Raw genomic sequence first — 12,973 nt, 5'->3', positions numbered from 1 at the left:
TGCTATTTCAACAAATTGAAAAGGAGAAGATCGCCATGATGAAACTGGAAGGTATTATGACCGCCCTTGTCACCCCCTTAAAGCAGGACGGCACCGTGGACGAAGGCGCCCTGAAAGCGCTGATCGAGTATCAGATCGCCCACAAGGTCAACAGCCTGCTGCTGCTGGGCGGCACTGGAGAGTATACCTCCATGACCATGGAGGAGCGCTTTAGAGCTGTGGACATCACCATAAAGGCGGTGAACAAGCGGGTCCCTCTGATCGTGGGCGTGCTGGAGCCCGGGGTAGGCGAGTGCCTGAAGTTCTGCAAGTACTGCCGCCAGGCCGGGGCGGATGCCATGCTGGTACTGACCCCCTACTACATCATGGGCACCCAGGATGCGCTGGTGGAGTTCTACTGCACCATGGACCGGGAAGTGGATATGCCCATCCTCATCTATAATATCCCCTACCGCACCAATGTGAACGTGCTGCCCGACACGGTGGTCCGCCTGACCCGGGAGATGAAGAACCTGGTGGGCATCAAGGAGTGCGCCGCCATGAGCCAGGCCATGGAGCTGCTGGTGAAGGTGGGCGACAAGATCAACGTGCTCACCGGCGATGAGTTCAGTGCCGTCAGCCTGATGGCCATGGGTGCCAAGGGCGCGGTAATGGCCACGGCCAACGTGGTGCCAGATGCCTGGGTGAAGATGTATGAGCTGGTGAAGGCCGGGGAGATCAAACAGGCCATGGACATGTCCCTGGATTACTTCTCCCTGTTCAAGGCCCTGTTCAGCGAGAACTATATCAGCCCCCTGAAATATGCCATGGACAAGGCAGGTGTGCCCTGGGGCGAGGCCAAACTGCTGCCCCTGCTGGAGGCCAAGGACGAGACCAAGGCCTGGGTGGACCGGGAACTGACGCGCCTGGGCGTGATCTGAGCCCCGGGATCGAACAGCGGAACAGACGCAGATACGACAAGATGACAATAGGAGGTCATTGCTATGCCCAACGCCTATTTTACCATTGCCAAGCCCGCCAACGACCCCTTTAAGGGCTATCTGCCCGGCAGCCCCGAGCGGACGGAGCTGAAAGCTGAATTGAAGCGCCAGTCTGAGCAGGTGGTCCGTATCCCTCTGATCATCGGCGGCAAGGAGGTCTGGACGGACCATACCATCAAGGTGACCATGCCCCACGACCACCAGCACGTCATCGCCGAGTGCTGCATGGCCGGGGAGACGGAACTGAAGCAGGCCATCGGCGCAGCCCTGGAGGCCAAGGAAGCCTGGGAGGAGATGCCCTGGGAGCACCGCTCCGCCATCTTTCTGAAGGCCGCCGACCGCATCACCGGGCCGTATCGCCAGGTGCTCAACGCATCCACCATGCTGGGTCAGTCCAAAACTGTGTTCCAGGCGGAGATCGACATTGCCGAACTGGCCGACTTCCTGCGCTTTGGCGTATGGTCCGCCCAGGAGATTTTCAAGGACCAGCCCCTGAGCACCGACGGTATCTGGAACCGTCAGGATTATCGCCCCCTGGACGGCTTCATCTGCGCCATCACCCCCTTTAACTTCACGTCCATCGGCGGCAACCTGCCCACAGCCCCCGCCATCGTGGGCAACGTGGCCCTGTGGAAGCCCTCCCGTACTGCGGTGCTGGCCAACTACTATTACATGAAGCTGCTCATGGACTGCGGCCTCCCCGCCGGGGTCATCAACTTCGTCCCCTGCGACGGTGCGGATATGTCCAAGTATGTCATCCCCCACCCCAAGATGGCCGGCTTCCACTTCACCGGCTCCACCGCCGTGTTCCAGGGCGTGTGGAAGCAGGTGGGCGAGAACATCGCCTCCTATGCCAATTACCCCCGTCTGGTGGGCGAGACCGGCGGCAAGGACTATATCTTCGCCCACCCCACCGCCGACGTGGAGCCACTGGTGGCTGCGCTGGTCCGCGGGTCCTTCGAGTTCCAAGGCCAGAAGTGCTCCGCCTGCTCCCGGGCCTTTGTCCCAGCGAGCCTGTGGCCCCAGGTGGAGCGGGGTCTGAAGGAGAAGGTGGCCGCGCTGAAGGTGGGCGACGTGCAGGAATTCGACACCTTTATGGCCGCCGTCATCGACCGGGCCTCCTTCCAGACCTGCAAGGGCTATCTGGATCGGGCCGCCGCATCCCCGGAGTGCGAGATCGTGGCGGGCGGCACCTGTGATGACAGCAAGGGATGGTTTGTGCAGCCCACCGTCATCCGGTGCAGCAGCCCCTATTACGAGTCCATGGTGAAGGAGATCTTCGGGCCCATCCTGTCTGTGTATGTCTATCCCGATGACCAACTGGATGAGACGCTGAAGGTGTGCGACACCGCCTCTCCCTATGCCCTCACCGGTGCGATCTTCGCCCAGGACCGCCAGGCCATCGTGAAGATGGAACGGGCCTTGCGCAACTCCTGCGGCAACTTCTATATCAACGACAAGTGTACCGGAGCTGTGGTGGGCCAGCAGCCCTTCGGCGGGGCCCGGGCCTCCGGCACCAACGACAAGGCGGGTACGGGGCTGAACATCATTCGCTGGCTCAGCGCCCACGCGGTGAAGGAGGCCTTCACGCCCTCCGCCGCCATCAACTACCCCTATATGGCTCAGCCCTGAGCCAGGCTTCCCCTTGGACTTCCTTTTTGTGATAAGACCGGCCCCTGTGCAGTTCGTGATGCGCAGGGGCCGGTCCCTTTGCATTTGACGGACGGGCCGGGGGCGGCTATACTGAAAAGAAAACAGAGAGGGGAGAGGGAACATGTACGATCTGCCGCCCCAGGTGCTGCGGGCCATGGAAATGCTCAACGCCGCCGGCCACCGGGCCTATCTGGTAGGGGGCGCAGTGCGGGAGCTGCTGCGGGGCAGGGGAGCCCTCACCGATTTTGATTTGACCACCAGCGCCCGGCCGGAGGAGACCGAGCGGGTCTTTTCCGGCTTCCGTCTGGTGGAGACGGGGCTGAAGCACGGCACGGTGACGGTGCTGATGGACGGCCTGCCCCTGGAGATCACCACCTTCCGGGTGGACGGCACCTATTCCGACGGGCGGCACCCCGACGGGGTGGCCTTTACCCCCAGCCTGGAGCGGGATCTGGAGCGGCGGGACTTTACCATCAACGCCATGGCCTATCACCCCGGGGAGGGGCTCATCGACCTCCACGGGGGCCGGGAGGACCTGGCGGCGGGACTTGTCCGCTGTGTGGGCGACCCGGCCCGGCGCTTTCAGGAGGACGGCCTGCGGATGCTGCGGTGTATGCGCTTTGCCGCCGTGCTGGATTTTCGTGTGGAGGAGGACACCGGGGCGGCGCTGCTGGGCAGCCGTGCCCTGCTGGACGGTATTGCCCGTGAGCGGGTGCGGGAGGAGCTGACCCGGCTGCTGTGCGGCCCGGCGGCCGGCCGGGTGCTGGAGGCATATGCCCCGGTGGCCGCCCAGGTCCTGCCCGAGCTGGTGCCAGCCTTCGGCTTTGACCAGCGCAATCCCTGGCACGATAAAGATGTGTGGCACCACACCCTGGCGGCGGTGGATGCCGCCCCGGCCACGCCCGTGCTGCGCTGGGCCGCCCTGCTCCACGACCTGGGCAAACCCGCCTGCTTCACCCTGGATGAGAAGGGCGTGGGCCACTTCTATGGCCACGGGGAGGAGAGCGCCCGACTGGCCGGGGAGATCCTCAGCCGTCTGCGCTTTGACACGGACACCCGGCAGAAGATCACAGCCCTGGTGGCCCTGCACGACCGGCCCATCGTCCCGGAGCGCCGCCCCATCCGCCGCCTGCTGGCCCGGCTGGGGCCGGAGGGGACGGCCCAGCTCATCGCCCTCCACCGGGCGGACAACGCCGCCCAGTCCCCCCTGGCCGCCGGGCGGCAGGAGGAGCTGGACCGGGCCCGGGCCGTGCTGGACCAGCTGCTGGCAGAGGGGGCCTGCTTTCAGAAAAAGGACCTGGCGGTGAATGGCCGGGACATGCTGGAGCTGGGGCTGAGGGGCCCGGAGATCGGCCGGGCGCTGGACCGCTGTCTGGAGGCCGTGCTGGCGGAGCAGCTGCCCAATGAGCGTGGGGTTCTGATGAAATTGGCGGGGGAGTCGATGGGATAAGAAAATGGAGTCTGTGGACCAATGTCATTAAGTTAATCTAAAGACCCAGCCGTTGAGGGGTGGAAAGATGCTTTCCTCTTCTCAACGGCTGGGCGCTTTTTGGGCTGTTGCATTTAATTAACCGCAAATTTTGAATAAAATGTAAAGAATTTCTCTATCCGCTTGCTTTTTCCGCCGCATGGAGATAGAGTAAATGAAACGCCGTGGTGAACGGTGTTCGCAAGCAGAATTTGAGACAGCCAAAATGTGAGAGTTTAGCCAAAATTGATTGAGTTTTAGAAGTTTTTGATTGCTTTTGTTTGGCTGCCACTTCTCTGCCCCCGTCCTTTACGCTTGCGGATATTCGGGAACTGTATCATCTCCGTTGGGGCTCGTTCCGTGACCTCAAGTACACGCTGGGTCTTGTCGATCTGCATGGCAAGTCCGACGCTTTCGCGGAGCAGGAAATTTACGCCAGCCTGACCGCATTTAACTTTGCAAGCCGCGTCTGTAAAGAAGTCGTTGTCCGTCAGCCGAAAAACGGCGTTTACGCCTACAAGGTCAATTTCAAAATGGCGGTCATGCTCTGCAAAGAGTTCTTGCGAACGCCCCGCGCGGGCGGTGAAAAGCTGCTGGAGGAAATCGCGCGGCATACCGTTCCCATTCGTCCCGACCGACAGGACGAGCGCAATTTGAAAGTGAAAGGTTGCGCGGGATTTGTCTACCGCGTAGCCGCGTAAAAAAGAGGGGGTGGTGTTTGCGGACACCGCCCCCTCAACGCATTTTTTTCAAAAAGTCTGTTTTTCCCCCTCAAAAACGGCGTTTTTCAAAAAAGAAATGCCGCCTTAACTTAACAGACCTCTAAAACCGCCACAACAGCGAATGTCATGCGAAAATTTTAACAAGTCTCGCGAAAACAGCAGAAATCAGCTTTTTTCCAATCAACAGGCAGAGAAATGTTCTTGGTGAAATCTCAACTTGTCCGCGTCATGTTGTAAAAATGGCGGTATCAAAATTTTCGCGGTGGGTATTTTTTCGAGAAATTTTCCGAGAAAAACCGTTAAGTTAAGGAAAGCATAAAATATCAACCAGTCTGCGAAACGGTTAAAAAATTGAACTTAAATTACCAAAAAGGGAAATACGAGCGAAAATCATAACAAGTTCTGCGCCTGTATCAAAAATCTGTGGAAAAATCGTTCTGCGAAATATGGAAAAAAGCGGACAAACGCCCGCTTTTGCTCTTGCCTTTTATCGATAGTTGTTGTAAAATCAAATCGGAAACGCGAATAAGCGGCAGCCCATAGGGTGTTACCAGCACCCTATGGGCCTATGAAGAGTGTCTACACCACTCAACACAATGACCATCACGGTCACACCACAGAGCCTATTATACCCGCCGACAAGAGCTTTTTCAAGGCAAAGATGGTGGGGGCGGTAGGTAATTTGTGTTATGCTTTTTTAGCGGTGTTGAGTTTTACGCTCGGCACCGCTTTTTTTGCGTTTCCGGCTGGCACCCGCGGACGGGGAGCGTTCCCCGTTCCTGCGGGCGGCTGGTCGGAAATACGAGGGCTGGCTTTTTGTTGTTTTGTGTGTTGTGCCGCGGGGGGAGTACAGCCCAAAGGGAGAGGAGCGCAGAGGGCAAACGGCACAACAAAAACACAAACAAAAAGGAAGGTTTACAAAATGAAAAAGTTTGCAAGTCTGATTTTAGCACTGGCCCTGTGCATGGGGCTGGCCGTTCCCGCGTCCGCCGCAGACTATGGTTCCGTATCGGTTAAGACCGAGGATGGTGTCGTGACTTTTGAGGCAGCCATTAAGGGCGAGGCTACTACGGTAAAGTTCAAATCCCCTGAAACCGATGAACTTACAGACGAGGTGTATGTTCCCATTACGCTGAAGCCCGGCAGTAACCTGAAAGTTGAAGGGTCTGTCCTCTATGGTATCTACGGGGTTACCGCCGAGGGTGTACTGTTTATTACAGGTTTTGCAGACTACTTAGATACTGGCAGCGTCGATGAGTACTTCGACAAAGGCAAATACTCCCTTGAAGGCAACAATAGTTGTGCGATGGAGTTATGGGGTGCAGACGGCACACAATATTTGGTGAAGCTGGGCGACGGCACTGCTACTGCGCCTACCACCCCGGTAAAACCCGAACAGCCCGCCGAGTCCACCGCTCCCACGCAGCCTACCGCTCCCACGCAGCCTACCACTCCCACGCAGCCTACCACTCCCGCACAGCCCGCTGCGCCCGCTGCCGCTGGCTCTTATACCGTGAAAAAGGGCGATACCTACGGCACGATCGCGCTGAACAACTACGGTACTTACGGCGTGTGGAAGGCACTCTACAAGGCCAACAAGGGCGCAAAGCTGACCGCCGGTGTAACGCTCACCCTGCCCGAGAAGCTGGGCAAGACCGCTAAGATCGCCAATCCCGTTGCCGCACAGGGCGAGACTCTGTACACCGTCAAGGCTGGCGACACCCTCGGCACGATCGCCAAGGCGCACTACGGCAGCAGCCAGAAGTATCAGGCGATTTTCCAGCGCAACACCGATCGTCTGAAGAATGCCAATACCATTTACGAGGGACAGGTCATTGTCCTGCCCGCGAAGTAAGCACAATCAAACCGCATAACGAAAGCATAAAAAATGCCCACCTCGAAAAATCGAGGTGGCATTTTTTCGTGTGCGCGGATTTGCTTAACTTAATGACATTGGTCTGTGGACTGCTGTTTTTGGCGGTCCGCAGATTTTTTTGATTGGAAGAAAAAATTTTGAAATAACGCTTGACTTTTCTGCTTCTCTGCGTTAAACTGCAACGCAGCAAAGCAACAAAATGTGTGTGAGAGGAATGATCCATATGGTTATCAAGATCACCCTGCTGTTGGTGTTCTTCGCCGTGATGGTGGGCATCGGCCTTTATTGCCGCAAGCATGCCACCGACGTAAACGGCTTTGTGCTGGGCGGGCGCTCGGTGGGCCCGTGGCTCACCGCCTTCGCCTATGGCACGTCCTATTTTTCCGCTGTGGTCTTTGTGGGCTACGCCGGACAGTTCGGCTGGAAATACGGCATCGCCGCCACCTGGGCGGGCATCGGCAACGCCCTGCTGGGCTCCCTGCTGGCCTGGGCCGTGCTGGGCCGCCGCACCCGCATCATGTCTCAGCACCTGGACAGCGCCACCATGCCGGAGTTTTTCGGCAAGCGTTTTGGCAGCAAGTCCCTGAAGATCGCCGCCTCGGTCATCATCTTCATCTTCCTCATCCCCTACACCGCCAGCCTGTACAACGGCCTGAGCCGCCTGTTCGGCATGGCCTTTCACATCGACTACTCCCTGTGTGTCATTGTTATGGCGGTGCTCACCGGCGTGTATGTCATTGCCGGGGGCTATATGGCCACCGCCATCAACGACTTTATCCAGGGCATCATCATGATCTTCGGGATCTGCGCCGTCATCGCCGCCGTACTTCACAGCCAGGGCGGATTCATGGCCGCTTTGGAGGGCCTGGCGCAGGTCCAGGACCCGGAGGTCTCCCAGGCCCCCGGCGTGTTCGCCTCTTTCTTTGGCCCCGACCCGATGAATCTGCTGGGCGTGGTGCTGCTGACCTCTTTGGGCACCTGGGGCCTGCCCCAGATGGTGCAGAAGTTCTATGCCATCAAGGACGAGAAGGCCATCGACACCGGCATGGTCATCTCCACTGTGTTCGCCGCGCTGGTGGCCGGCGGGTGCTACTTCCTGGGCGGCTTCGGCCGGCTGTTCTCCGACAAGGTGGACCTGGCCGCCGGGGGATATGACTCCATCATCCCCACCATGCTCTCCGGCCTGCCCGACCTGCTCATCGCTGTGGTGGTCATCCTGGTGCTGTCCGCATCCATGTCCACCCTGTCCTCCCTGGTACTGGCCTCCAGCTCCACCCTCACCCTGGACTTTTTGAAGGACAACATCATCAAGGACATGAGCGAAAAGCGCCAGGTGTTCATCATGCGCTGTCTCATCGTGGTGTTCATCGCCATCTCTGTGGTCATCGCCCTGGTGCAGTATCACTCCAACGTTACCTTCATCGCCCAGCTTATGGGTGTCAGCTGGGGGGCGCTGGCGGGTGCCTTCCTGGCCCCCTTCCTGTTCGGATTGTACTGGAAGCGGGCCTCTAAGGCCGCCTGCTGGGTCAGCTTCTTTTTCTCCACCATCGTGATGATCGCCAACATCTTCCTCCGGGCCTCCTTCCCCGCCCTGCTCCGCTCTCCCATCAACGCGGGCGCGTTCTGCATGATCGCCGGGCTGATCCTGGTCCCCGTGGTCTCGCTGTTCACCCCCGCCCCGGACAAGAAGCTGGTGGACGACGCCTTTTCCTGCTATGACGAAAAGGTGCTGGTGCGCCAGACCCAGGCCCTGGGCGACCGGCTGTGAATTTCTTCTCCCTTCTCTCTTTTCAAACGCCGAGACCTGTGGTATGCTTCAAGAAGCGTCCGCAGGTCTTGCGCGTTTTTTACAGATCAACAATCGGTGCGGCCCTCTTGCCGCCCTTGACAGAAAGGAATCTCTTCCATGATCGTCGATATCCACACCCACACCTTTCCCCAGGCCATCGCCGCCGCCACCATTGAAAAGCTGGCGGGCATGAGCCATTTAAGCCCCTTCACCCACGGCTCCAACGCCAATCTGGCCGCCTCCATGGCCAGGGCGGGGGTGGACCGGTCCATCGTCCTGCCCGTGGCCACCAACCCGGCCAAGGTCAGCCACATCAACGATGCCGCCGCAAAGGTAAACGAGAGCTATGCCCAGACGGGCATCTTCTCCTTCGGCTGTATGCACCCCGATGCCCCCAACTGGAAGGAGGAGCTCTCCCGGGTGGAGCGCCTGGGGCTGAAGGGCATCAAGCTCCACCCCATCTATCAGAGCGTAGACCTGGACGACCCCCGGTTTCTGCGCATTCTGGACCGGTGCGGCGAGCTGGGGCTGGTGGCGCTGGTCCACGCGGGGCTGGACATCGGCATCCCCGGCAAGGTGAACGCCTCCCCGGAGATGAGCCTGAATGCGATAAAGCAGGTGGGCCCGGTGAAGCTCATCCTGGCCCACATGGGGGGCTGGCGGAACTGGGACCAGGTGGAGCAGCTGCTCTCTGACACCCCCGTCCGCCTGGACACCGCCTTCACCCTGGGGGACATGGCCCCGGCCAACGACGGCTTCTACAGCCCGGAGGAGCTGCACATGATGGGGGCGGAGCAGTTCACCCGGATGATCCGCCTGTTCGGCTATGAGCGCATCTACTTCGGTACCGACTCCCCCTGGGGCGGCCAGAAGGAGAGCCTGGACCTGATCCGGGCCCTGCCCCTGCCCCAGGACCAGCTGGATGCCATCCTGGGCGGAAATGCCCAGAAGCTGCTGGACCTGACCTGAACCAAGAACAAAAAACCCCGCCGACCGTGTTGCTTGAACCGGTCGGCGGGGATTTTTTAGAATTGCAGCACCACGCCCACGACAGCGGAGAAGGCGATGAACAAAATGGGGTGGAGCTTTTTCAGGGGGGTGTAGCGCATGGCGATAAAGACCACCACGGCCAGGATCAGGGCGGGCCAGTGGATGGAGATGGTCTCGCCCAACGTGACCAGCACGGTCATGGCCACCGTCAGTCCGGCGGAGGCGATGAGGGCGGTGGAGGCGGGGCGCAAGCCATAGAACACGGCATCCACCGTTTTGGACTGGCGGAATTTTTCCAGGAAGCCGGCGATGATGACGATGACCACGATGGAGGGGAAGGTGAGGCCCAGGGTGGCCACGATGGCCCCGATGATGCCGGGAATGCCGTGGAGCCGGGCGATGGTAAAGCCCACATAGGTGGCCATGTTCACGCCCATGGCCCCGGGGGTGGACTCGGACACGGCGATCATGGTGCTCAGGTCGGCGGCGGAGAACCAGCCGGTGCGGGCGCCCAGGTCCTGAAGGAAGGGGATGGTGGCAAGGCCCCCGCCCACGGCGAACAGGCCGGTCTTGGCAAACTCAAAAAACAGGCGCAGCAGGATCATTTGCCCTCGCCCCCCTTCCCGTTGTGCTCAAAGCCCCGGATGCGCCGCCAGGCATAGCCCAGCACCCCGGCGCACACGATGAGGATGGCGGGGGACAGCCCCACGAAGAAGGCCAGGGCCAGCACCACCAGGAAGATGCCCACGGTGAGGGCATCGATGATGGTGGACTTGCCCAGCTTGATGACGCTGGAGGCGATGAGGGCCACCACGCAGGCGTTCACCCCCCGCAGGGCGTGCTGCACCACGGGGATGTCCGCAAAGTTGGACAGGCATACGGCGATGACCGAGATGATGAGGATGGAGGGGGAGATGACCCCCAGGGTGGCCAGAATGCCCCCGGCCAGACCCTTATACCGATAGCCGATGAAGGTGGCGGTGTTCACGGCGATGACACCGGGGGTACACTGGCCGATGGCGTAGTAATCGGTCAGGTCCGCGTCGGTGGCCCAGTGCTTTTTCTCCACGACCTCCCGCTGGAGAATGGGCAGCATGGCATAGCCGCCGCCAAAGGTGCACGCGCCGATCTTGGCGAAGGTAAAATATAGGTCCCACAGCAGTTTCATGGCGTTCTCCCGCTTACACGTTGAAGCGGAACAGGATGATGTCCCCGTCCTGGACCACATACTCCTTGCCCTCGGAGCGGATGAGGCCCTTCTCCCGGGCGGCGGCCATGGTCCCGCAGGCCATCAGGTCGTCATAGGAGACCACCTCCGCCCGGATGAAGCCCCGCTCGAAATCGGAGTGGATCTTGCCCGCGGCCTGGGGGGCCTTGGTGCCCCGCTTGATGGTCCAGGCGCGGCACTCGTCCTCGCCGGAGGTGAGGTAGGAGATGAGGCCCAGCAGGGAGTAGCTGGCCTTTACCAGCCGGTCCAGGCCGGACTCGGCGATGCCCAGGTCGTCCAGGAACATCTTCTTCTCCTCGGCATCCAGCTCGGCGATCTCCGCCTCCAGCTTGGCGCACACGGGGATGACCTGGGCCCCCTGGGTCTGGGCCCGCTCCTCCACCTGGCGGTAGTACTCCACGCCGTGGGGGTCGGCAAAGCCGTCCTCGTCCAGGTTGGCGGCATAGATGACGGGCTTGAGGGACAGCAGCTCGCAGTCGGGATACTCCTGGGCGATATCCACCGCCTCGTAGGTCCGGGCGGACTTGCCGTCGTTCAGCCAGTCCCGCAGACCCTCGAAGTCAGCGGCCTCCTGCAGGAACTTTTTGTCCCCCTTGGCGGCCTTTTTGGCCTTGTCGATGCGGCGCTCCACCATCTCCAGGTCGGCCATGACCAGCTCCAGGTCGATGGTGTCCATGTCCCGGATGGGGTCGGTGGAGCCCTCCACGTGGATGACGTTCTCGTCATCAAAGCAGCGGACCACATGGACGATGGCATCGGTCATGCGGATGTTGCCCAAAAACTTGTTGCCCAGGCCCTCCCCCCGGGAGGCGCCCTTCACCAGTCCGGCGATGTCCACGAACTCGATGACGGCGGGGGTGGTCTTTTTGGGGTGATACATCTCCGCCAGCTTGTCCAGCCGGTGGTCGGGCACGGCCACCATGCCCACGTTGGGGTCGATGGTGCAGAAGGGATAGTTGGCGCTCTCCGCGCCGGCGTTGGTGATGGCGTTGAACAGGGTCGATTTGCCAACATTAGGAAGACCCACAATACCCAGCTTCATGTGACACATTTCTCCTTTATTTTTACCGAAAAACAAAAGAATCTTCGGAAATATTATGAAATCAGTCGGATACTGTCATTCCAAGGAGCGCAGCGACGTGGGAATCCGTTCTCTGCGTCTTGTGGACGAAAATAACGGATTGCCACGTCGGCCCATAGGGCCTCCTCGCAATGACAAGGCCCTTCAGTCTGTTCCGATTCAAAATTTACGGAAAATTCCTGTGTTTTTCAAATATAGACACAACAAACAGTCAAACAGGACCGCACTGTGCAACGATACATTTTACCATGGGATGGGAGGTTTCTCAAGGGGGGGAATAAATATTAACCTTGAATTAACACGGGAATAAGAGAAAAGTCGTTTTTTGCATGTTGCATACGGTAAATTCGCACAGGGGTGTTTTTGTAATGGTGAAGAATCTCGCGCTCAAAGTGTTCTTCTATTCGCTCCCCAAGATATACGCCTGTGATGTAATCAGCCAAAAAACAAGCCAATTTAGGAATATCGGGAGTGGTGAGATATCTGGATATAACTAATCGCCATTCTCGTTCATAATCCCATTTTTTCGATTTATAGAGAGTGTAATTTTTGATTGTTTCACTAAGCTGAGATTGCCCCACATCATCAAGAAAATCCCAAGGGATTTTTTCACGCTTATCTATATACTTGACGGGACTGATATGTTCTTTGCATTCCCAAGCATTTAAGTCATATTCGATAGCGAATCCGCTATTGTCTTTTGCATAGTGTGACCACATTAAAGTTGAATTGTTCGCGTCTGAAAAGCAAATAACTCGTAGATTATTTCTATAGTTATTCAAAAGATTATGAAGTTCCCTTATCATCATCTGGAAAATATTTTTTGTTCGCACACCGTAATATTTCCGTAAAATTGACCGCACTACAGATTCTAAATCGTTTGAATTATAGATAAGTTGCTTTTCAATAATGGAAAGTGGACACCGAATTGACAGTTGTTTTTCTATCAGTTCACGGCCTGTCTTACTATCAGTTCACGGCCTGTCTTACTATTTAAGAAATTATCATCCAATAGAAAATCGCAATCATACAGGTCGTTGAATGTACTCGGTGAAGCAGGCAAGAGAATTCCATCATATAAGACGCTTTGCCATTGAGCAATTTGCTCACCATCAGAAGAACCGATTCTTGGAACTTTATCTTCGATAAAATAACGATATTTATATAGCTTTGGAATATCCATAAA

Annotated in this window: 12 protein-coding genes; 7 read left to right on the top strand and 5 right to left on the bottom strand. The window is 58.3% G+C overall.

Translation table 11 applies throughout. The annotated features are described in order from the left end of the window. Positions 1-35 precede the first annotated feature (35 nt). The 7 genes from dapA to H8S55_RS01340 all read left to right on the top strand — a co-directional run bounded on the left by dapA (position 36) and on the right by H8S55_RS01340 (position 9,457). Positions 36-920 (top strand): 4-hydroxy-tetrahydrodipicolinate synthase, encoded by an 885-nt coding sequence (dapA, locus tag H8S55_RS01370; protein WP_186877489.1) that lies wholly within the window; start codon positions 36-38, stop codon positions 918-920. Between the two features lie 63 nt (positions 921-983). Next, positions 984-2,612 carry an L-glutamate gamma-semialdehyde dehydrogenase gene (pruA, locus tag H8S55_RS01365; protein ID WP_186877488.1) on the top strand — a complete coding sequence of 543 codons (1,629 nt, stop codon included), beginning with the start codon at positions 984-986 and terminating at the stop codon, positions 2,610-2,612. A 142-nt stretch (positions 2,613-2,754) separates the two neighbouring features. Further along, on the top strand, positions 2,755-4,083 hold the full coding sequence (locus H8S55_RS01360; protein WP_186877487.1) for a CCA tRNA nucleotidyltransferase: 1,329 nt from the start codon (positions 2,755-2,757) through the stop codon (positions 4,081-4,083). A 299-nt stretch (positions 4,084-4,382) separates the two neighbouring features. Continuing rightward, a complete protein-coding gene (locus H8S55_RS01355; protein ID WP_186877486.1) occupies positions 4,383-4,802 on the top strand; it encodes a hypothetical protein in 420 nt (139 codons plus the stop codon). 943 nt (positions 4,803-5,745) lie between these two features. Next, positions 5,746-6,678, top strand: coding sequence for a LysM peptidoglycan-binding domain-containing protein (locus H8S55_RS01350; protein WP_207721661.1), 933 nt, complete (start codon positions 5,746-5,748; stop codon positions 6,676-6,678). 244 nt (positions 6,679-6,922) lie between these two features. Continuing rightward, positions 6,923-8,467: a sodium:solute symporter family protein gene (locus tag H8S55_RS01345; protein WP_147560639.1), complete on the top strand. Its 1,545-nt coding sequence runs from the start codon at positions 6,923-6,925 to the stop codon at positions 8,465-8,467. A gap of 138 nt (positions 8,468-8,605) precedes the next feature. Further along, complete coding sequence (locus tag H8S55_RS01340; RefSeq protein ID WP_186877484.1) at positions 8,606-9,457, top strand: amidohydrolase family protein; 852 nt, start codon at positions 8,606-8,608, stop codon at positions 9,455-9,457. Between the two features lie 56 nt (positions 9,458-9,513). Here H8S55_RS01340 and H8S55_RS01335 read toward each other — a convergent pair whose 3' ends face one another. The 5 genes from H8S55_RS01335 to H8S55_RS01315 all read right to left on the bottom strand — a co-directional run bounded on the left by H8S55_RS01335 (position 9,514) and on the right by H8S55_RS01315 (position 12,970). Further along, on the bottom strand, positions 9,514-10,083 hold the full coding sequence (locus H8S55_RS01335) for a chromate transporter (protein ID WP_186877483.1): 570 nt from the start codon (positions 10,081-10,083) through the stop codon (positions 9,514-9,516). Further along, a complete protein-coding gene (locus tag H8S55_RS01330; RefSeq protein WP_186877482.1) occupies positions 10,080-10,646 on the bottom strand; it encodes a chromate transporter in 567 nt (188 codons plus the stop codon). The genes H8S55_RS01335 and H8S55_RS01330 overlap by 4 nt, the downstream gene beginning before the upstream one ends. 13 nt (positions 10,647-10,659) lie before the next feature. After that, the gene (ychF, locus tag H8S55_RS01325; RefSeq protein WP_186877481.1) at positions 10,660-11,748 is read right to left on the bottom strand and encodes a redox-regulated ATPase YchF; all 1,089 of its coding nucleotides are present in this window, start codon (positions 11,746-11,748) and stop codon (positions 10,660-10,662) included. Positions 11,749-12,071: 323 nt separating this feature from the next. Beyond that, complete coding sequence (locus tag H8S55_RS01320; RefSeq protein ID WP_186877480.1) at positions 12,072-12,569, bottom strand: DUF2971 domain-containing protein; 498 nt, start codon at positions 12,567-12,569, stop codon at positions 12,072-12,074. A 164-nt stretch (positions 12,570-12,733) separates the two neighbouring features. Further along, entirely contained in the window at positions 12,734-12,970 is a 237-nt protein-coding gene (locus H8S55_RS01315; protein WP_186877479.1) for a hypothetical protein, read from the bottom strand. Positions 12,971-12,973 lie beyond the last annotated feature (3 nt).

This window comes from Flintibacter faecis (assembly GCF_014287875.1).
GTDB lineage: Bacteria > Bacillota > Clostridia > Oscillospirales > Oscillospiraceae > Lawsonibacter > Lawsonibacter faecis_A.
Note: the sequence above shows the minus strand (reverse complement) of the source record. Positions and strands in the feature narration are given on the sequence as shown.

Excerpts from the sequence above, each read along its gene's own strand:
- dapA (WP_186877489.1), top strand. The coding sequence starts at position 36 with ATGATGAAACTGGAAGGTATTATGACCGCCCTTGTCACCCCCTTAAAG.
- pruA (WP_186877488.1), top strand. The coding sequence starts at position 984 with ATGCCCAACGCCTATTTTACCATTGCCAAGCCCGCCAACGACCCCTTT.
- H8S55_RS01360 (WP_186877487.1), top strand. The coding sequence starts at position 2,755 with ATGTACGATCTGCCGCCCCAGGTGCTGCGGGCCATGGAAATGCTCAAC.
- H8S55_RS01350 (WP_207721661.1), top strand. The coding sequence starts at position 5,746 with ATGAAAAAGTTTGCAAGTCTGATTTTAGCACTGGCCCTGTGCATGGGG.
- H8S55_RS01345 (WP_147560639.1), top strand. The coding sequence starts at position 6,923 with ATGGTTATCAAGATCACCCTGCTGTTGGTGTTCTTCGCCGTGATGGTG.
- H8S55_RS01340 (WP_186877484.1), top strand. The coding sequence starts at position 8,606 with ATGATCGTCGATATCCACACCCACACCTTTCCCCAGGCCATCGCCGCC.
- H8S55_RS01335 (WP_186877483.1), bottom strand. The coding sequence starts at position 10,083 with ATGATCCTGCTGCGCCTGTTTTTTGAGTTTGCCAAGACCGGCCTGTTC.
- H8S55_RS01330 (WP_186877482.1), bottom strand. The coding sequence starts at position 10,646 with ATGAAACTGCTGTGGGACCTATATTTTACCTTCGCCAAGATCGGCGCG.
- ychF (WP_186877481.1), bottom strand. The coding sequence starts at position 11,748 with ATGAAGCTGGGTATTGTGGGTCTTCCTAATGTTGGCAAATCGACCCTG.
- H8S55_RS01315 (WP_186877479.1), bottom strand. The coding sequence starts at position 12,970 with ATGGATATTCCAAAGCTATATAAATATCGTTATTTTATCGAAGATAAA.